The organism is Zhihengliuella sp. (genome assembly GCF_031178195.1).
Lineage (GTDB): Bacteria > Actinomycetota > Actinomycetes > Actinomycetales > Micrococcaceae > Zhihengliuella.
This window is the reverse complement of record NZ_JAPSJL010000004.1, coordinates 236,119-255,265: the sequence shown is the minus strand read 5'-3', so window position 1 is coordinate 255,265 and position 19,147 is coordinate 236,119. Positions and strand designations below refer to the sequence as shown.

Sequence of the window (19,147 nt, the reverse complement as noted above, 5' to 3'; positions counted from 1 at the left end):
GTATGCCGTCCCTGATCAGGCGCGCGTTGGCGAGGTGGCCTGCTGCTGCGCCCGTCGCCTCCGGTACAGCTTCTTCAGGCCGTCGGCGGGGCGGATCGGCTCCGGCCAGCGGGGCTCCAGCCGGTCCCCGAGGGTGATGCCGCGCAGGCGGCGCCCGAACATCGGCAGGACCCACTCCCGCACCCACTCGAACTCGCGGCTGGCCAGTTGGACCGGCCCGAGGCGCTCGCGGGCGCCGAACGGCTCGAACTCGAGCTGGTGCCGGACCCCGAGGAGGTTGAGGATCTGGATGGCCATGTAGCGGTGGCCCGCGCGGTTCATGTGCAGCTTGTCGGTGTCCCACATGCGCCGGTCGCGGTAGACGTCCCACGTCCAGTAGTCCACGAGGAGAGCATTGGGGTGCCGGGCGGCGAGCTCGCGGACGCGCGCGTTGAAGACCCAGTTGCGCCGCTTGAAGGGCTCGAGCAGTGGGTGCAGCGGGACGTCGAAGCCGGTGAAGAGCAGGACCAGCGCGCCGGACGCGCAGAGACGTTCGACGGCGTCCGTGTAGTCGTCGAGGAGCCGCCCCATGTCCTGGCGCAGCTCGAGGAGGTCGTTGCCGCCCGCGTAGAAGGAGATGACCTCCGGACCCATGGCCAGGGCGGGCTCCACCTGCTCCTCGACGATCCGCCCGAGGCGGCGGCTGCGGATGGCCAGGTTGGCGTAGCGCCACTCCGGGTCCGCCTTGGAGAGCTGCTTGGCCACGCGGTCCGCCCAGCCGCGCACGCCGTTCGGCAGGCGGGTGTCCCAGTCCCCCACGCCCTCGGTGAAGGAGTCTCCGATCGCCACGAACAGTCTGCCCACCGGGCCAGCCTGCCCTGCCGCGGCGACGCCCGGTCGTCGCCGGCGCGACGATGAGGTTAACGAACGACGGCGCCCGCGGTCCCCTGGGGTTCCAGGGGACCGCGGGCGCCGTGCGGCCGGTCCGGTCTAGCGGTCGGCCTCCGGGGCGTCGACGTCCGCGTGCCGGCCGCGGGATCCACCCGTGCCCGTCTCGTCCGCGGCATCGTGATCGTCGTGCAGGGGCTCGCCGCCCTGGTCGAGGTACTCCTGGGACGACTCGAACTCGGGAGTGTCGAACACCTCGCCGGCCAGCGGGTCCCGGGGCTCGGAGAGCACCTGGATGGCACCGGTCTCGGGGTCGACCGTCGTCGTCCCCGGGTCCACGTGGCGGAAGCTGATGATCTGCGGCTCCTGCGCCACCGCCTCCTCCGCCGCGGTGCGGGGTCCGACCGCGAATCCGGACAGTGCGGCCGACGTGCCGCCGATGCCCCGGAAGGGGTGGCCGTTCGCGTCCACCGGACCCCCGGCGGGATGCTCGGGAGGCGCCGTCCCGTTCTCATGCGAGGGGATGACCTGCATGTAGTTCGGCATGTTCGCGACGTCGTGGCGGAAGGCGCGCAGCAGGGAGACGCACGTCAGGACCATGATGATCGAGAACGGTGCCGCCGTGGAGATCGCGAGCGTCTGCAGCGCGGTCAGGGCGACGCTGCCGCCGGCGATCAGGAGGACCGCCGCCGCCAGCCCCTCGAGCAGCGCCCAGTACAGGCGAGTGCTGACCGGGGTGTTGGTGCTGCCGCCGCTGGCGAGCATGTCGATCACGAGCGAGCCCGAGTCCGACGAGGTGACGAAGAAGAACACGACGACGAGCATCGCGACGACGCTGAGCACCGTGGCCAGCGGGAAGGCCGAGAGGAACTGGAAGAGAGCCGTGGTGCTGCTCACGGCGCCGTCGACGAGCATGTCGACGGTGCCCTCGCGCTGGAACTTGATCGCGGTGTCGCCGAAGATCGTGAACCAGACGAGGCTGGCCACGGTCGGAGCGAGCAGGACGCCCACGATGAACTCGCGGATGGTGCGGCCGCGGGAGATGCGCGCGATGAACATGCCGACGAACGGGGCCCAGCTGACCCACCAGCCCCAGTAGAAGATGGTCCAGGCCTTCTCCCAGCCGTCCTCGGAGAACGGGCCGGCATGGAACATCGACTGCGGGAGGATGCTGATGTAGTTGCCGATGTTCTCCGGGAACGCCTTCAGCAGGAAGATGGTGGGACCGAGGACGAACACCACCAGCGCCAGCATCGCGGCGATCGACATGTTGATGTTGGAGAGCCACTTCAGGCCCTTGTGCACACCGGAGACCACCGACCAGGTGGCGATCAGGGTGATGCCGCCGATGATCGCGATGATCAGCCAGGTCGAACTCTCGGCCCAGCCGAGGAACTCGAGTCCGCCGACGATCTGACTGACGCCGAAGCCGAAGGACGTGGCGACTCCGAACAGGGTGCCGACGACGGCGATCGTGTCGACCGCATGGCCGATCCATCCCTCCACGCGCTGACGGCCGAGCAGGGGCTCGAGCAGCCAACGGACGGCCAGGGGCCGGCCCCGGCGGAAGGTCATGTAGGCCAGGCCGAGGCCGACGATCGCATAGATGCCCCACGGGTGGAGGCCCCAGTGCAGCATGACGGTGCCGAGCGAGCCCTGGGTGGCCGCCGTCGTCTCTGCCTCGACGCCGTAGGGCGGGGCGATGTAGTGGCTCAACGGCTCCGCGACGCTGAAGAACACCAGGCCGATGCCCATACCGGCACTGAAGAGCATCATGAACCAGGAGGCGATCCCGAACTCCGGCTGCTCGTCGTCGCGCCCGAGCCGGATCCGGCCGATCTTCGACGCCGCGAAGTAGATCGCGAAGGCCAGGAAGACGTTCACGACGAGGACGTACCACCAGCCGACACCGTCGGAGATGGCCGCGTTGAGCGCGGTTGTGGCCTCCTCGATCTCGTCCCCCGCCGAGCGGCTGAAGAGCACCGTGAACAGCAGCAGGGCGAAGATGATGATCGACGCCGGGATGAAGACGGGCTTGAGGATCTGGGAACGGCCGGACTCTGTCCTTGGCCGTTCGCTGGTTTCGGCTGCCATGGGGACCTGCTTCCGTGATCGGCTGCACATGCTGCAGAGCGCATTCCACTCCGCACAACTATGTGAGTTCTATCACTGGACGGCAGGCGAGGAAAGCCCTCGAACGAATGAGACGCGACATGTCGGCAGCCCGTCGATGTCTCGTCGACGTCTGATCGACAAGAGGACGATCACCGATTCCCGGCGGCCGCGGCTCACCCCGATCGGCCCTCCGAGGCCCCGGCGGCGTGCGATCCGTTCGGCTGTCCGGGACGTCCGCGGCCGCTCGCCCCGGGGACCGCCCGGGCGCCCACGCTGGCCCCCTGGCGCAGGACGTCGACCACCCGCAGTTCGCCGTCCAGGACGACGGCGTCGGCCCGCCGACCGGGCGCGAGGTCGCCCACGTGCCCCCATCCCATCGCCGCGGCTGGCGTCGTCGCGGTCTGACGCACGGCGCTGGTCCACGCTCCGTCCGACGGCTGGGGCCGAGCGGACGGCTCAGCCTGGCCCGCCGGTTCGGCGGGGCCGGACGACGCGGCGGAGCCGGACTGCGCGGCGGAGCCGGACTGTGCGGCGGGACTGGAGGACGCCTGCGGGAAGGCGAGGGCGTGCTGACCGAGGGCGGTGCGGAACAGGGCGTCCATGGTGGCGGTGCTGCCGGCGATCGTCTCGGTGCCGGCGAGGGTCGCGACGCCGTCGACCACGTCCACGTCCAGCGTGCCGAGCGCGTACCGGCCGTCGCCGAGCGCGGCGGCACGCATCGCGTCAGTCACGAGGGCGACCCTCCCGTCCCCGACCGCGGCGAGCACGTGCCGGTAGACCGCCGGGTGCAGGTGGGTCCCGTCCGCGATCAGCTCGACCGTGACGCGCTCGTCCTCCATGAGCGCCGCGATCGGCCCGGGGTCCCGGTGGTGCAGCGGGCGCATCGCGTTGAACAGGTGCGTGCCCACGCGCGCGCCGGCGGCGACGGCGGCCCGTGCCGTGGCGTAGTCGGCGTCCGTGTGCCCGACGGCGGCGACGGCTCCCGCGTCAGCGATCGCCGCGATCGCGTCCAGTGCGCCGGGCAGCTCCGGCGCGAGGGTGACCATGGAGACGACGCCGGTCCCCAGGACGGCCCGGAGCTCGGCCGGGTCGGGGTGCCGGAGGTGTACGGGGTCGTGCGCTCCGCGCCGCAGCGGGTTCAGGCACGGCCCCTCGAGGTGCACGCCCTCGACGAGCCCTTCCTCCACCAGCGGGGCGAGCCGCTCCACCGAGGTCCGCAGCCGCGACGTGGAGAGGGTGACCAGGCTGGCCACCGAGGCCGTGGTGCCCCGCGCCAGGTGGGCCGCCCGGGCGCGCCGGACCGACGCGGTGTCGGCGTCGTTGAAGTCGCCGTCTCCCCCGCCGTGGACATGGATGTCCACGAAACCCGGGACGATCGTCGCCGCCCCGTAGTCGACGTCGATGCGCTCCGGCCGGCCCGGTCCCACGCCGGCGACGCGGCCGGCGTCGACCTCGACCCAGCCCGGCGTGTGGACGGCCGCCGAGGTCACGACCCGGCCGGCGGCGAGGACGGTGCTCACGCGCCGGTCCCCGCGCCCGTGCTCCCGTCACCGCTCCGGCCGCCGTCGTCGAACCGCTGCCACGCCGGCAGGTTCTCGTAGGTGTACCGGTAGTAGTCGGCGAGCTGGAGCCGAGACGCGGCCGCCTCGTCGACGATCACGGTGGCGGCCGGGTGCAACTGCAGCGCCGAGGCCGGGCAGAAGCTGCTCAGCGGACCCTCGACCATCCCGGCCACGGCCTCCGCCTTGGCCTCGCCCGTGGCGACGAGGACCAGCTCGCGGGCCTCGAGGATGGTGCCCAGGCCCTGCGTCAGGCAGTGCGTGGGGACGTCCTCGGCGCTGTCGAAGAAGCGCGCGTTGTCCCGGCGCGTGCGCGGCGCCAGCGTCTTGATCCGGGTGCGGGAGGCGAAGGACGACGTCGGCTCGTTGAAGCCGATGTGCCCGTTGGCGCCGATCCCGAGGATCTGCAGGTCGATCCCGCCGGCGGCGCGGATGCGGCGCTCGTAGTCCGCCGCGGCCGCGTCGAGGTCGGGGGCCGAGCCGTCGGGGACGTGGACGAGCGCCGGGTCGAGGCCGATCGGCTCGGTGGCGACCCGGCGGATCACCGAGTGGTAGCTCTCCGGGTGCTCCGGCGGTAGTCCCACGTACTCGTCGAGCGCGAAGGCCCGCACCGCGCCGACGCGCAGCCGGCCGGACCGGGCACGGGCCGCGAGGTCCTCGTAGATGGCCAGCGGCGAGGAGCCGGTGGCCAGACCGAGCACGGCGTCCGGGCGGCGCTCGACGACGGAGGCGACCTTGGCGGCGGCGAGGCGCCCGACCTCGGCGCCGGTGGGGGCGATGACAACCTGCACGATAGTTCTCCTGGGATCTGGTCTGGTGCTAGACAGTCGGCGACGGCGCCGCGGCCGCCGCCTGCGCCGCGAGGCGGGCGGCGCCGTGGACGGGGTCGACGTCGAGGACGCGCACGTCGGTCAGGCCGTGGCCGTCCAGCCGGGCGCGCAGCTGGCGCTGGAGCAGGGGCTGGTTGACCGCCATGCCACCGGCGAGGACCACCGGCAGGCGCGCGCCGCCGTCGTCCCCGGCCTTCCCTCCGCCGCCCCCGGCACCCGCCCCGCCGCCGCATTCGAGGCGGCCGGCCACACGGGCCACCAGGTACGCCAGGGCGTCTGCCGCTCCGGCGACGATGACATTCGCGGCCGGGTCGCCGGCCGCGGCGAGCTCGAACACCACGCGGGACCGGCTGGCCCAGTAGTTGCGCTCGGGCCGCGCGTAGAAGTGGCCCAGCAGGTCCTCGACGTCCTGCAGGCCGCAGTCGGCCGTGAGGTCCTGGGCGAGCCGGTCCGGCCCGTCGCCGAGGTCGAGTCGCTCCAGCGCGTGCCGGACCGCCGCCCGGGCCACCCAGTAGCCGCTGCCCTCGTCGCCGAGGAGGTAGCCCCACCCGCCGATCCGGGCCTCCCGGTCGCCCTCTGGCACGACGCCGGTGCGGCGGCCCCAGGCCACCGAGCCGGTGCCGGCGATCAGGGCGATGCCCTCGTCCAAGCCCGCGGCGGCGAGGAGCAGGGCGGAGTCGTGCACCACGCTCACCCCTGCGCCGGGGGCGTGACGCGCGAGGAGCCGGGCGAAGTCCGCCCGTGCCCGCTCGGAGTCCGCGCCGGCCACCCCCGCGCAGACGTGCGCGGGGGCCGGCTGCCCGTCCAGGAGCCGGGTGAGGACGCCGGCGAGCTGACGTTCGGCCTCCTCGGCGCCCACCGAGGACGGGTTGGCGCTGCCGGCCAGCACCTCCGCGACGGTCTCGCCGCCGAGGGTGAGGACGGCGTGCGTTTTCGAGCCGCCGATGTCCAGGCCGACCACGGCGCCCCGTCCCGCCGTTGCATCCGGTCCGGCGAGGGCACCCGCTCCGACGACGGCGCCCGCCGCCTCCCGGGGGCTCACTCCGCGCCGCCGGTGCGGTCGGTGCGGTCGGTGCCGGCTGCCCTCGGCGCACCGGCGGTTCCGGCGGCGTCCGCGGCGCCGGCCGCGACGAGCTCGTGCGGCCAGGATCCGCCGTTCTCCCAGAACTCGGAGATATCCTCCAGCGGCCGGTTCTTGGTCTCGGGGGCGAGCCGGTGGACGAAGACGAATGCCGCGGCGGCGAGGGCCCCGAAGACCACGAACGTCCCGGCCCCGCCGAGCTGCGTCAGCAGCGTCAGGAAGATCGCGGCGACGGCGGCGTTGGCCATGAGGTTGGCGGTCAGCATGGCGCTGGCGCCGAGCGAGCGCAGGTGCGACGGCATCGACTCGCCGGCGTAGACCCACACGAGCGAGCCGAAGCCGAAGGTGAAGCCGACCGTGAAGAGGATCAGGCCGACGAACCCGAGGACGGTGCGGAACCCGCCGAAGTCGTCCCCGGCCAGGAACGTCGCGACGAGCAGCGCATTGGCCGCGACCATGATGCCGATGCCGGTGAGCAGGACCGGGCGGCGGCCCATGCGGTCGATGACGCTGAAAGACACGAAGACGGCGAGCAGCCCGGCGACCTGGACGAGCGCCGGCAGGCCCAGCAGGGCGGCGTTGCCGGTGAAGCCCATGGCCTCGAAGATCCGCGGCGAGTAGTAGACGATCGCGTTGATGCCCGTGATCTGGACGAAGAAGCCGAGCCCGACGACGAAGACGGAGGCTCGCAGGTAGGGCTTGCGCAGCAGCGCGCGCCAATCGTTCTTCGTGGTCGACTCGTTCGCCTGGCGCATCTCGGCGAGCTCCTTCTCGACGAGGACGGCGTCGGGCTCGACGCGCTCGAGGGTGCGCCGGGCGTCGTCGTACCGTCCGCGCATGGCATACCAGCGGGCGGTGTCCGGGAGCTTGACGAGCAGGAGCGTGATGACGACCCCGGGGATGAACGCCGCGGCGAGCATCCAGCGCCAGTTCTCTCCGGCGGCGAGGGCCCAGGCGATGAGGTAGCCCAGGATGATGCCGACCACCGTGGCCACCTGGTACAGCACCAGGAACGCGCCGCGGACCTTGGCGGGCGCGGACTCGGCCACGTAGACGGGGACCACCACCACGGAGACGCCGATGGTGATGCCGAGCAGGAACCGGGCGCCGATCAGGACCGGCACGGCCCACGCGAGACCGGAGAGCAGGGAGAACGCCGCGTACGTGACGGCGACGAGGACCATGGTCCACTTGCGGCCGATCCGGTTGGAGAGGGCGCCGGCGAAGAGCGCGCCGAAGATCTCGCCGATGACGACGGCGGTGGTCACCGTCTGCTGCTGGGCCACGGAGAGCGTGAACTCGTCCGTGATGAACAGCAGCGCTCCGGCGATGTTCGAGGAGTCGTAGCCGTAGATGATCCCGAGGGTGGCGGCGGCGGCCGCGACCATGAGGCTCAGTCTCGAGGACTGGCGGATGTCTTTGACGATGCCCACGCTGGCATTCCTTCCGGGTGCGGATTAGATCCGGGTGAGAGGTAGGGGTGGTGAATGATGGTGCGGGACCGCCGCCATCGGGCGGCCCTGCACGAATGGTCTGGAAAACTAGACCAATAGCGCTGGTGTTAAAATTGGCATAGACCAATCTGGTGTGTCAAGGGTTACACCGAGAAGGGAGTCCGGCGACCCATGGGCCTGCCCAAGTACTACGCACAGAAGCTGCGGATCCTCGAGATCATCGGCGAGCTGACGCCGGGGGCGATGATCCCCACCGAGCGCGAGCTGGCCGAGCGGTTCGGGACGTCCCGGACCACCGTCCGCAAGGCCATCGCCGAGCTGGTCGTCGAGGGGCGGCTGGACCGGACGCAGGGCCGCGGGACGTTCGTGGCGAACCCCCGGAAGATCCATGTCCGCCAGATGACCTCGTTCAGCGAGGACATGACCGGCTACAAGACCGACAGCGTGATCCTGGGGCTGGAGCGGATCGAGGCGACCGAGGAGCTGGCCGTCCGCCTGGACGTGCCGCCCGGCTCGACCGTCACCCGGCTGCGGCGCCTGCGCCGGCAGAGCGGGGAGCCGCTGGCCATCGAGACCGCGCACCTGCCCGGCGGGCTGCCGGGTCTGGAGACGGAGCTCCCAGCCCGCGGCTCGCTCTACGCGACGCTGCGGGAGGTGTACGACGTCGACATTTCGGCCGCCGAGGACCACGTCGAGACCGCGCTGGCCGGCGCCGGGGACGCCGAGGTGCTCGGCGTCGATACGGGGCACCCGCTCCTGCAGGTGCACCGCACGGCGTGGGACGCCGACGGCCGGGCCGTGGAGTGGACGCGAGGGCTCTTCCGCGGGGACCGCTTCAGGTTCGTGGCGCGCATCAGCCGCTAGCTCGCCGTCGACCGCCGCCGGTGCAGGACGCGCCCGCAGCCGCTGGCGATGATCGCGCCATCCCGTGCTGACGTGGCGGTACGGTGATGCCATGACCACCGACTCCTGGGCGCCGCGGCACCGCGGCTGGAAGCTGGCGCACCACCTGCTGCCGGCCTTCGTCCTGGTCGGGGTGCTGCTCGGTTTCGCCGTCGGCGCCGCCTGGGCCCAGGAGTGGCTGCTCGCCGCGCCGCTCGCCGCACTCGGATTCGCCGCGGCCTGGTCGATCGTCCGCGAGTTCCGCCGCGGCGGGCGGGACGTGGCGCCGTCGAACACCGCCGTCGTGACGTCCACCGGCCCGCGGGCGGCGACCCGGTTCGCCTCCTCGCGCGCCTCCGCGCCCACGGGCGGACTGACCGTGGGCGTCGCCGTCGTGACCCTGATCAGCGCCCTGGCCCTCGGCGCGGAGACTCTCAGCACCTTCGCCCACCCGCGGGACCTGGTGCCCGGCGGCGCCGCGCTGATGCTGCTGGCCGTGGGGGTGCTCCTGCTGGTCGAGGGCGTGCGGATGCTGCGGCAGGCCACCGACCAGCCGCCGGGCGTCTACCTCACGCGCAGCCGCGTGATCATCGTCGGCCAGCGCGGGACCCGCGAGCTGTTCTGGAAGGACGTCAGGAGCATCCGCACCGAGGATCCGCCGCGGACCGTCCTCGGCGGGCGGCGCCCGCTCGGCGACCGCGGCCCCAGCCGGATCGTCGTCACCCACTGGCCGCGCCTGGCCGAGGAGCCCGGCCACGAGGTCATCGAGGTGCAGTACCTGCTCTGCGATCCGAACGCCCTGCTGGCGACGCTGCGGCACTATGCCGGCCAGCCCGCGGACCGGCCCGAGCTCGGAACGCCCGAGGTGATCGGCCGCCTCCGGGGCGGCGAGACGCCGTGAGCGTCGACGTGTGAAACCGGCGCTCCACTTCCGGGGAATCGCACACTAGGATGAAAAAAGGGGTGTGACGGCCGCCCCGCTGCTCAACCCTCGTCACTCGATCCCCACCGCTCGTACCCGAGGCCGTTAACCTGCTCGCCATCTCCAACGGCTTTGCTGGCGCTCGACTCATCCTTCACTCGCATCATCCCCGGGAGCCTCCATGACACGTCCAGACCCGCGGCGCCGACGCCCGGCCCGCGCCGCCGGCATGGTCGCCGCGCTGTCCGTCGCCGGCGCCGGCCTGGTCGCCGGCCCGGCGCACGCCCAGCCCGTGGACGCGGACGAGACGGTCACCGTCGACCTGCTCGGCATCAACGACTTCCACGGACGCCTCGAGGAGGACGAGTTCAGCGGCAGCGTCGGCGCAGCCAAACTGGCCGGCGCCGTCCAGGCGTTCACCGCCGAGAACCCCAACACGCTGCTCGTCTCGGCGGGCGACAACATCGGCGCCTCCACCTTCACGTCCATGTCGCAGCAGGACAACCCGACCATCGATGCCCTCTCGGCGGCCGGGCTGGTCGCCTCCGCGGTGGGCAACCACGAGTTCGACCGCGGCTTCGCCGACCTGAGCGGCCGGGTCCAGGACCGCTACGCCGCCGCGACCGGCACCGACGGCAGCGCCTTCGTGCTCGGCGCCAACGTCTACCACGCGGGCACCACCACCCCGGCCCTGCCGGAGTACACGGTGCGGGAGGTCGACGGCGTGACGGTCGGCTTCGTCGGCACGGTCGTCGAGTCCGTCGAGTCGCTCGTCAACCCCGAGCTCGTGGCGGACCTCGACTTCGGCAGCCAGCTCGAGGCGGCCGACCGCGTCGCCGGCCAGCTCTCCGACGGCGACGCCGCCAACGGCGAGGCCGACGTCGTCGTGCTTCTGACCCACGACGGCTCCGAGACCGGAGACTGTGACTCCCTGACCGCGGAGGGCACCGACTACGCGCGGCTCGTGCGCGACGCCTCCCCGGAGATCGACGCGATCTTCTCCGGCCACACGCACCTGGCCTACGACTGCGAGGTCCCCGTCGGCGACACCGGCGCCACCCGGCCCGTTCTGATGGGCGCCGACTACGGCAAGGCGCTCTCCCGCGTGACGCTCGAGGTCGACCCGGCCACCGGCGACGTGGTCGCCCACGACTCGGAGATCGTCACGCTCGCCGACGGCGGCTACGCGGCCGATCCGGAGGTGGCGGACATCGTCGAGGCCGCGGACGCCGAGGCCGAGGTCATCGGCTCGGAGGTGATCGGCCGGATCTCCGGCGACATCCTGCGCGCCGTGGATCCCGAGGACCCGGCGTCGGAGCCGGGCGACAGCCGCGGCCACGAGTCCAGCGCCGTGAACCTCGTGGCCGACATCCAGCTGTGGGCGACGTCGAACGCGGCCTACGGCGGCGAGCCGGCGCAGATCGCGTTCATGAACCCGGGCGGCGTCCGCGAGGACCTGTACGTGGGGAACGACGGCGGCGTGGTGACATTCGAGGAGGCGGCCATGGTCCAGCCGTTCGCCAACACCCTGGTCACCATGGATCTCACGGGCGCCCAGATCAAGGCGGCGCTGGAGGAGCAGTGGCAGCCGGCCGGGTCCTCGCGGCCCAAGCTGCATCTCGGCGTCTCCGAGGGCTTCGAGTACGTGTACGACGAGACGCGGCCGCAGGGCGAGCGGATCCTGGAGATGTCCTTCCAGGGCGAGCCGATCGCCGACGGCGACGTCTTCCGCGTCGTGGCCAACTCGTTCCTGGCCGCCGGCGGCGACAACTTCCGCACCTTCGCCCAGGGCACCGACCGGGCCGACTCGGGCCAGGTCGACATCGACGCCACCGTGAACTACTTCGCGGCGCACGACGTCGTGGATCCGGCCGACGTCGGACGCGCGGTCTCCGCCACGGCCGCGCCGTCGGAGACCCCGGCGCCGTCCGAGCCGTCGGCACCCTCGGAGAGCGCGTCCCCCTCGGCCCCGGGCGGGACCGCAGCGCCCACCGAGACCGCCGAGCCCACCGAGCCCGGGACTCCGTCCGAGACGGCCGCCCTTCCGGCGACCCCGACCCCGAGTCCCACACCGAGCGAGAGCGCCGCGGCGGTCCCGGCGACGATCCCCTCGAGCAGCGCCACGCTCGAACCCGAGGTCGCGAACATCGTGGCCGACGTCGAACGGCAGCGGGAGCGGGACGCCGGGTTCCTGGCACGGACCGGCGTCGCGGCGGCCTGGCTGGGGCTGGCCGGGCTGGTCCTGGTCGCCGGCGGCGCGCTGCTCGTCGCGGCCCGGCGCCGCCCCGCCCCGCGGCACTGAGCGAGGAGGCGCTCAACCGGAGGCACTGAGCCGGAGTCACCGGGTCGGAGTCACCGAGTCGGAGTCACCGAGTCGGAGTCACCGAGTCGGAGTCACTGAGCCGGGGTCACCGGGCCGGAGTCACTGCGCCGAGTCCTCGGGGGGCTCAGGAGCTCGGCAGCACCATGGCCTTCAGCGCGTGGGGGTCGCGCTGGTTGACCGTCAGGGCGGCCTCCGTCTCCTCGAGGGTGAAGCGGTGCGTGATCAGGGTGTCGACGTCCACCTGGCCGCTGCCGATCAGCTCGAGCGCCGCCGGGTAGCAGTTGGCGTAGCGGAAGATGCCGGAGACCGTCATCTCCCGGCCCTGGATCAGGTGCACGTCCAGGGGCACCGTGTCCGCGCCCATGCCGATCAGCACGGCCCGTCCCGCCCGGGCGAGCTGGGCCACGCCGGAGCGGAACGCGGGCGCGGCGCCCGAGCATTCGAGCAGGACGTCGAACTCGCCGTCCGGCGCGGCGTCGGCCCGCCGGGCCTCGATCCCGAGCCCGGCCGCCTTCTCCAGCCGGCTGTCGCTCAGGTCCGTGACCGTCACCCGGCTGGCGCCGAACGCCCGGGCCACCTGCGCGGCGAGCAGCCCGATGGGTCCCGCGCCCGTGATGAGCACGCGGTCCCCCACGGACACGGCTGCCTTGCGGCAGGCCCACACGCCCACGGAGACGGGCTCGGCCATCGCCGCCTGCTCGGCCGTCACGGCCTCCGGGGCGGGGTGCGCGAAGGCCGCGTCGATCGTCACGAGCCGGCTGATGGCGCCGTCGACCGGCGGTGTGGCGAAGAAGACGACGTCGGGGCACAGGTTGTAGCGACCCGACAGGCACTCGTGGCAGGACCGGCAGGGCACGCCGGGCTCGAGCGCCACGCGCTGCCCGACGCGCTCCACCGGGACGCCGGCGCCGACGGCCTCGACGGTGCCCGCGGCCTCGTGCCCGATGATCATCGGCGACTCGACGACGAAGTCGCCGATGCGGCCGTGCTCGTAGTAGTGGACGTCGGACCCGCAGATGCCGACGGCCTCGACGCGGACCAGCACCTCGCCGGGCCCGGCCTCCGGGACGGGCCGATCCTCGATCCGCAGGTCCTTCGGCGCGTGCAGGACCGCGCTGGGGTTCTGGTGGTTCATGGGTTTCCTCCACTTCAGCGTCGGCGCTGCCGACGGTTTCTAGCGTTCTGCTGGGCGGACCGGGCCCTCCGGGCCCGATCCGGCAACCGTCTACTCGCCGGTGACGGCGCCGAGCGTCAGCCCGGTGACGAGCCAGCGTCGGACGGCGAGGCCCACGAGGATCATCGGCAGCACCACGATCGTCCCGATCGCGGTGAGCTGGCCCCAGTCGACGCCCGTCTGGGTGACCAGCTGGGTGGCGGCGATCGGGAGGGTCTGCGAGTTCGGCCCCGAGATCACCGTGGCGAAGGCGTAGTCGTTCCACGCGAAGACCAGGCAGAGCACCGCCGTCGTGACGATTCCGGCCTTGGTCAGCGGCAGCGCGACGTACCAGAAGGTCTGCCAGCGCGTGCACCCGGCGACCTCCGCCGACTCCTCCAGCGACGGCGGGATCGCCTCGAAGAAGGCGCTCATGATCCAAATCGCGAAGGGCAGGTTGAACGTCAGGTAGGCGAGGATCAGCCCGGGCAGCGTGTCGATCAGGCCCGCGAACCGGAAGACGAGGAACAGCGGCAGGACGACGGCGGCGATGGGTGCCATGCGGGTGGAGATGAACCAGAAGGACAGCCCCTTCTTGCCCTTGAAGGCCGTGCGCGCCAGACCGTAGCCGCCGAGCGTTCCGAGCACCGTCGCGATGACGGCCGCGCCGACGGCCGCGATGACCGAGTGGTTCAGGTAGGTCGCCAGATTGTTGGCGCCGCTGAACAGGTTCTCGTAGTTCCGCCAGGTCGGCTCGAAGAACCACTGCGGCGTCGACGCGGTGACGTCGCCGGGCCCCTTGAAGGAGCCGAGCACCATCCAGACGAGCGGGACCACGGTCCAGGCGAGGGCCAGGACGAGGAAGACGACGGCGACGATGCCGCCCGAGCCGCGCCGGTGCGTCGAGCGCCTCCGGGGCGTGGCGATGGTGTGCGTGGACATCAGTGGGTCTCCTTCTCGCTGAGCAGGCCGACGAAGAGCCGGGCGATCATGATGGTCAGCACGAGCATCATGATGCCGATGACGGCGGCGTATCCGAGATCGAAGAACCGGAACGCCGCCTCGTAGAGCCGGACGGGGACGATCTTGGTGGCGTCCGCCGGTCCGCCGTTGGTGGTGACGCTGATGATGTCGAAGTACCGCACCGCGTCCATGGAGCGGATGAGGATGGCGACCAGCAGGATGGGCTTGATGGAGGGAAGGACGATGTTCCAGAACTTCTTCCACTCGTCCGCCCCGTCGATCGACGCCGCCTCCAGCACCGAGGGGTTGACCCCGCTCAGGCCGGCGAGGGTGATCAGCGCGATCAGCGGCGTCCACTCCCACACGTCCATCAGGGTCACGGCGACGAACGCGGACACCGGGTTGCCGAGCACGTCCTGCTCGACTCCGAGGCCCTGCAGCGCCTGGGCATAGAGCCCGAAGGTCGGGTCCAGCAGGTAGCGGCCCAGCAGGCCGACGATCGAGGGCGCCACGAACATCGGCAGCAGGATCAGCGGGAGCAGGAGACCGCGCCCGCGGGTCAGCCGGTTGAGCACGACGGCGATCGCGATGCCCAGCATCAGCTCGAGTCCCAGCGTGGCGGCGAAGTAGCCCAGGGTCAGGCCCCAGCTCTTCCACAGCTCCACGTCCCCGAAGGCGCGGGCCCAGTTCTCGAGTCCGACGAACTCGAGCTGCAGCCCGCCGAGCAGGCGGACCCGGCTGAAGCTCATCATGATCAGCATGACGAGCGGAATGAGGGAGAGCAGGCCGAGCAGCGCGACGCCCGGGGCCATCATCCATCCGGTGAACGTGATGCGCCCGGAGCCCCGCCGGTCGTGCTGGCCGGCGGGCGGGGCGACCGGCGTCGGGCCCACCCCGGGGCTGCCCGGACCGACCTGGCCCGCGCCCCCGCCGGCGCTCTCCGTAGCGGCGCGCCCGCCGTGCGGCCCGTGCTGTCCTGCAGTCTGATCGGCACTCATGCGACCCACCCCCTGGCTACGATTCCGTCGATGCGGGACGTCGCGTCCTCCATGGCATCCCGCGCTGTCTTCTGGCCCGCGAGCATGCGGGACAGTTCCGTGAAGAGCGCGGTGTCGCACTCGTTCCACATGGGGATCTTGGGCCGGAGCCCGATCCTGCCCTCCTCCCACGCGATGCTCACGGCGTCCTCAGTGAGCATGTTCGGCATCTCCGAGGGCCGCGTCGTGGCGGCCTGGACCTCCGGCATGGCGTAGACCGACTGCCGGGTGGGGGTTCCACCGCCGGCGGAGGACTTCAGGTTGCTCAGCTGGGTCGCCGGCGAGGTCGCCCAGTTGACGAACAGCCACGCGGCCCCGCGCCGGGCGCCGGAGGACATCGCGCTGATCCCGATCCCGGTGCCGCCGAAGTGGTTCGCTGTCCCGACCGATCCGCGCGGCAGCGGCGCGTAGCCGACCAGGCCAGGCAGGGCCGCCTCGTAAGTGGCGGCGAACTCGTGCCAGTTCGGCGCCATGGCGATCTCGCCGGCGGCCATCGCATTGCCGACGCCGTCCCAGTCCCAGCCCAGCGACCCCGGGTGGGCGATCGAGACCAGGCGCCGGTAGAACTCGGCGGCCTCGATCGCCTCGGCGGAGTCGAGCAGGCACTTGCCCGGCTCGTCGGTGCCGCGGAGCCCGATCCGCTCCCCGTCGGCGAAGTACTCCCCACCGTAGGACCACAGGACGTTGGAGAAGTCGCACATCAGCGCATCGTGCTGCTTGGCCTGGTGGCCGGTGCCGTACGGGATCTCGTCGACGTTCTCGTTGATCCACTCCGCGATCCGGAAGTACTCCTCCCAGGTGCGGTCCCCCGACGGCGTCGGGTCGAACCCGAGGTCCGCCTCCATTTGGTCGCCGTACTTCTCGAAGATGTCGAGGCGGTACTGCCAGATCATCGTTGGGCAGTCGTACGGCAGCGCGTAGATCGCGTCCGACGCGCCGAACATGCCGGTCGCCTGCAGCTGGGTGGGGATGAAGTCCTCGAATCCGCCCTCCAGCGGCGGGTAGGACTCGTCCGCGGCGAACTCGCGCAGATCCGCGAACCCGGCCGCGTACGGCGCGAGCACCTGGTACGGGTCCGCGTAGACGACGTCGTACTGGGACTGGCCTCCGGCCAGGTCCAGCGCCACCCGCTGGACGAGCGCCTGCAGGTCCAGGGTGACGATGTTGATGTCGATGCCGGTCAAGTCCCTGAACGGCTGCAGATTCGCGGCGATCGCCGCCGTCGGCGCCGTGTTCTCGGAGATGAAGTTGATGGTGGTGCCGGCGAACCGACGCCAGGGGTCGCCGCCGGGGCTGGGCGGCGGCACGGGCGCGGTGCCCGTCTGTCCGCAGGCGGTCAGACCGCCCAGAGCAGCGGCCGCGAGTCCGGCCCCGCCGAAGCGGAGGAGCTGCCTCCGCGTCGGCGTCGAGAGCTGGTGGTCCATGGTTTCTCCTCAGTTCTCGCCCGCTCGGGGCGCGTACCGGTGGATGGGTCTTGGAGGGGGATCCGGGTCAGAAGAGGGTGTAGCCGCCGTCGGCCACCAGCACGGTGCCCGTGGTGAAGGACGAAGCGTCACTGGCGAGGTAGACGACCGACGGCGCGATCTCCTCGGGTGTGGCCGCGCGCTGCATGGGCGCGTCGTCGATCCAGCGCGGCTTGAACCGGGGGTCGTCCACGGGCGCCATATCCGTCCCCACGTAGCCGGGGGCGAGCGCGTTCACGCGGACGTTGTACGGGGCCCACTCGGCGGCGAGGCTCTTGGTCAGCTGGTGGACGGCCGCCTTGGAGGCGTTGTAGGCCGGCTGCCACTGCGGGCGGTTGACGATCTGCGCGGAGATCGAGCCGATGTTGACGATGCTCCCGGCCCGCTGCTCCACGAAGTGCCGGCCGAAGACCTGCGAGCACTTCCAGAGGGCGTCGAGGTTGACCTCGAGGACGGAGTCCCACTCCTCGTCGGTCACCTCCAGCGCCGGCTTGTGGATGCAGGTTCCCGCGTTGTTGACGAGGATGTCCACGCGGCCGAAGTCGTGCACGACGTCGGCGAGGAGCCGTTCGACGTCGTCGCGCCGGGTGACGTCCACCCGGTAGGCGCGGGCCCGCACGCCACGGGACTCCAGGTCCGCCACCGCGGCCGCCGTCCCGTGGCCGTCGGCGGCGGGGTGCGCGACGGCGGCCCCCTCGTCGACGCTGCGGGCGGCGATGACGACGTCGGCGCCCGCGTCCGCGAGGGCCTGGACGAACGCGGCACCGAGCCCGCGGGTGGCGCCCGTGACGACGGCGACGCGTCCTGCGAGCCCGAAAGTCTCCTGCAAATTCATACCGATCAGCCTCCTTGATTCTCGGTCGACTGCCCGGCCCGTTACGCAGTGCCGGGCCCGGACGTTTCCTGTGTCCCTCGAACGTACGGCAGCGCCCTGAGTGTGACTAGCGTCTCCTCGACCGCGGATCGATACTTTTTTGCACCGCCCCGGCCAGAACGATCTAGACTCGAGGCATGGCCCGCTCCTTGCTCGACCGCGCCGACGCCGCCGCCACCGACGCCGCCGCCGCGGAGGACCACCGGCCGGCCATGCGCGAGCTCGTCCCGCACGATCCCCGCCATTCGGCCCGTTGGCACCAGCACGACTACCCCGGCGTGTTCGCGCGCTGGAACTACCACCCGGAGTACGAGCTGCACCTGGCGCGGCGCCAGGGCCAGTACATCGTCGGCGGGAGCGTCGGACACTTCGAGTACGGCCAGCTGGTCCTGGTCGGCCCGAACGTTCCGCACGAGTGGCTGACGCAGGTTCCGCCCGGAGAGGTCCTCGAGGACTCGGACGTGGTGCTGCAGTTCCGGCACGAGTGGCTGCAGGAGTGCGAGCTGCTCCTGCCCGAGCTCGGCGAGCTCAACGAGCTCTGGGGCCGGGCGCGGTTCGGGGTCGAGTTCACCGGGGCGGCCGCCGCCGACGGGGCGCGTCTGCTCGACGCGGTCGGTGCGGCCACCGGCATGGACCGCCTGCTGAGCATGCTGGACCTGTTCCGCCGGCTCGCGCAGGCGCCGGAGGACGAGTACCGGCTGCTGACGGATGGGTGGACACCGCAGCTGAACGACCCGCACGCGCAGGAGATCATCGGCCGGGCCCTGAACTACGTCTCGGAGAACCTGACCGGTGACGTCCGGCTGTCCGTGGCGGCGCGTCTGGCCGGCATGTCCGAGTCGGCGTTCTCCCGCTACTTCACCCGGGCGAGCGGGCAGAACTTCGCGGCCATGGTGCGCCGGCTGCGCATCGCCCATGCCACCAAGCTCCTCCTCCGGACCTCCCTGCCGGTGGCCCAGATCGCACACCAGGTGGGCTACGCGAACCTCTCCAACTTCAATCGCCAGTTCCGCAGGGAGACCGGACGGACGCCGACGGCCTACCGGCGCGCTGCCGGCTGACCGCGACCGGGAGGTGACTAGGATCGGGGGGCGGGACCGGCCCGACCGGCCTGACCCGCCCGACCGACGACGGAGGACACACGGCATGAGCATCTGGTTCGGCGAACCCACGGTGGAGGAGCTCAACGCGCGGCACACGGGATCGCTAAACGAGCACCTCGGCATCGAGGTCACGGAGCTGACCGAGGACTCCGTGCACGGCCGCATGCCGGTGGACCAGCGGACCACGCAGCCGGCTGGGATCCTGCACGGCGGAGCGTCGGTGGCCTTCGCGGAGTCCCTCGCCTCGTGGGGCGGGTACCTCACGGTGGACCCGGCGAGATTCCACTGCGTCGGGCAGGAGATCAACGCCAACCACGTGCGTCCCGGCCTCCCGGGCACCTGGGTGCACGGCGTGGCGACCCCGCTGAGCCGCGGGCGCCGCTCCCAGGTCTGGGACATCCGGATCACCGACGACGCCGGCCGGCTGGTCTGCGTCTCCCGGTGCACCCTGGCGATCGTCGAGGCCGAGCCGCGCCGCTGACTGGCGATCGTCGAGGCCGAGCCGCGCCGCTGAGCGGCCA

General features: G+C 72.0%; 16 protein-coding genes. 5 read left to right on the top strand and 11 right to left on the bottom strand.

The window, feature by feature from the left end; all coding sequences use genetic code 11:
• Positions 1-15: 15 nt before the first annotated feature.
• The 6 genes from RIN46_RS08500 to RIN46_RS08475 all read right to left on the bottom strand — a co-directional run bounded on the left by RIN46_RS08500 (position 16) and on the right by RIN46_RS08475 (position 7,885).
• The gene (locus tag RIN46_RS08500) at positions 16-843 is read right to left on the bottom strand and encodes an SGNH/GDSL hydrolase family protein (RefSeq protein WP_309082454.1); all 828 of its coding nucleotides are present in this window, start codon (positions 841-843) and stop codon (positions 16-18) included.
• Positions 844-969: 126 nt separating this feature from the next.
• On the bottom strand, positions 970-2,961 hold the full coding sequence (locus tag RIN46_RS08495; protein WP_309082453.1) for a BCCT family transporter: 1,992 nt from the start codon (positions 2,959-2,961) through the stop codon (positions 970-972).
• A 194-nt stretch (positions 2,962-3,155) separates the two neighbouring features.
• Positions 3,156-4,502, bottom strand: coding sequence for an amidohydrolase family protein (locus RIN46_RS08490; RefSeq protein WP_309082452.1), 1,347 nt, complete (start codon positions 4,500-4,502; stop codon positions 3,156-3,158).
• On the bottom strand, positions 4,499-5,332 hold the full coding sequence (gene nagB, locus RIN46_RS08485; protein ID WP_309082451.1) for a glucosamine-6-phosphate deaminase: 834 nt from the start codon (positions 5,330-5,332) through the stop codon (positions 4,499-4,501). Before nagB ends, RIN46_RS08490 begins: the two co-directional genes overlap by 4 nt.
• A 28-nt stretch (positions 5,333-5,360) precedes the next feature.
• Complete coding sequence (locus RIN46_RS08480; protein ID WP_309082450.1) at positions 5,361-6,413, bottom strand: BadF/BadG/BcrA/BcrD ATPase family protein; 1,053 nt, start codon at positions 6,411-6,413, stop codon at positions 5,361-5,363.
• Positions 6,410-7,885: a sugar porter family MFS transporter gene (locus RIN46_RS08475; protein WP_309082449.1), complete on the bottom strand. Its 1,476-nt coding sequence runs from the start codon at positions 7,883-7,885 to the stop codon at positions 6,410-6,412. The genes RIN46_RS08480 and RIN46_RS08475 overlap by 4 nt, the downstream gene beginning before the upstream one ends.
• Positions 7,886-8,077: 192 nt before the next feature.
• On the opposite strand from RIN46_RS08475, the gene RIN46_RS08470 reads away from it, so the two are divergent.
• The 3 genes from RIN46_RS08470 (at position 8,078) to RIN46_RS08460 (ending at position 12,012) form a co-directional block, all read left to right on the top strand.
• Complete coding sequence (locus RIN46_RS08470; protein WP_309082448.1) at positions 8,078-8,770, top strand: GntR family transcriptional regulator; 693 nt, start codon at positions 8,078-8,080, stop codon at positions 8,768-8,770.
• 91 nt (positions 8,771-8,861) lie between these two features.
• Positions 8,862-9,689 carry a hypothetical protein gene (locus tag RIN46_RS08465; RefSeq protein ID WP_309082447.1) on the top strand — a complete coding sequence of 276 codons (828 nt, stop codon included), beginning with the start codon at positions 8,862-8,864 and terminating at the stop codon, positions 9,687-9,689.
• A 202-nt stretch (positions 9,690-9,891) separates the two neighbouring features.
• The gene (locus tag RIN46_RS08460) at positions 9,892-12,012 is read left to right on the top strand and encodes a 5'-nucleotidase C-terminal domain-containing protein (RefSeq protein ID WP_309082446.1); all 2,121 of its coding nucleotides are present in this window, start codon (positions 9,892-9,894) and stop codon (positions 12,010-12,012) included.
• Positions 12,013-12,157: 145 nt separating this feature from the next.
• On the opposite strand, the gene RIN46_RS08455 is transcribed toward RIN46_RS08460, so the two are convergent.
• The 5 genes from RIN46_RS08455 to RIN46_RS08435 all read right to left on the bottom strand — a co-directional run bounded on the left by RIN46_RS08455 (position 12,158) and on the right by RIN46_RS08435 (position 17,484).
• Positions 12,158-13,168, bottom strand: coding sequence for an NAD(P)-dependent alcohol dehydrogenase (locus RIN46_RS08455; protein WP_309082445.1), 1,011 nt, complete (start codon positions 13,166-13,168; stop codon positions 12,158-12,160).
• A gap of 90 nt (positions 13,169-13,258) precedes the next feature.
• Complete coding sequence (locus tag RIN46_RS08450) at positions 13,259-14,128, bottom strand: carbohydrate ABC transporter permease (RefSeq protein ID WP_309082444.1); 870 nt, start codon at positions 14,126-14,128, stop codon at positions 13,259-13,261.
• On the bottom strand, positions 14,128-15,147 hold the full coding sequence (locus RIN46_RS08445; RefSeq protein WP_309082443.1) for a sugar ABC transporter permease: 1,020 nt from the start codon (positions 15,145-15,147) through the stop codon (positions 14,128-14,130). Before RIN46_RS08445 ends, RIN46_RS08450 begins: the two co-directional genes overlap by 1 nt.
• Positions 15,144-16,610, bottom strand: coding sequence for an extracellular solute-binding protein (locus RIN46_RS08440; protein WP_309082442.1), 1,467 nt, complete (start codon positions 16,608-16,610; stop codon positions 15,144-15,146). The genes RIN46_RS08445 and RIN46_RS08440 overlap by 4 nt, the downstream gene beginning before the upstream one ends.
• A gap of 67 nt (positions 16,611-16,677) precedes the next feature.
• Complete coding sequence (locus RIN46_RS08435; protein WP_309082441.1) at positions 16,678-17,484, bottom strand: SDR family oxidoreductase; 807 nt, start codon at positions 17,482-17,484, stop codon at positions 16,678-16,680.
• A gap of 176 nt (positions 17,485-17,660) precedes the next feature.
• Here RIN46_RS08435 and RIN46_RS08430 point away from each other — a divergent pair, with 176 nt between their 5' ends.
• Together RIN46_RS08430 and RIN46_RS08425 are read left to right on the top strand one after the other, a co-directional pair.
• Positions 17,661-18,584: an AraC family transcriptional regulator gene (locus RIN46_RS08430; protein ID WP_309082440.1), complete on the top strand. Its 924-nt coding sequence runs from the start codon at positions 17,661-17,663 to the stop codon at positions 18,582-18,584.
• 85 nt (positions 18,585-18,669) lie between these two features.
• A complete protein-coding gene (locus RIN46_RS08425) occupies positions 18,670-19,107 on the top strand; it encodes a hotdog fold thioesterase (RefSeq protein ID WP_309082439.1) in 438 nt (145 codons plus the stop codon).
• The last annotated feature ends 40 nt before the right edge of the window (positions 19,108-19,147 follow it).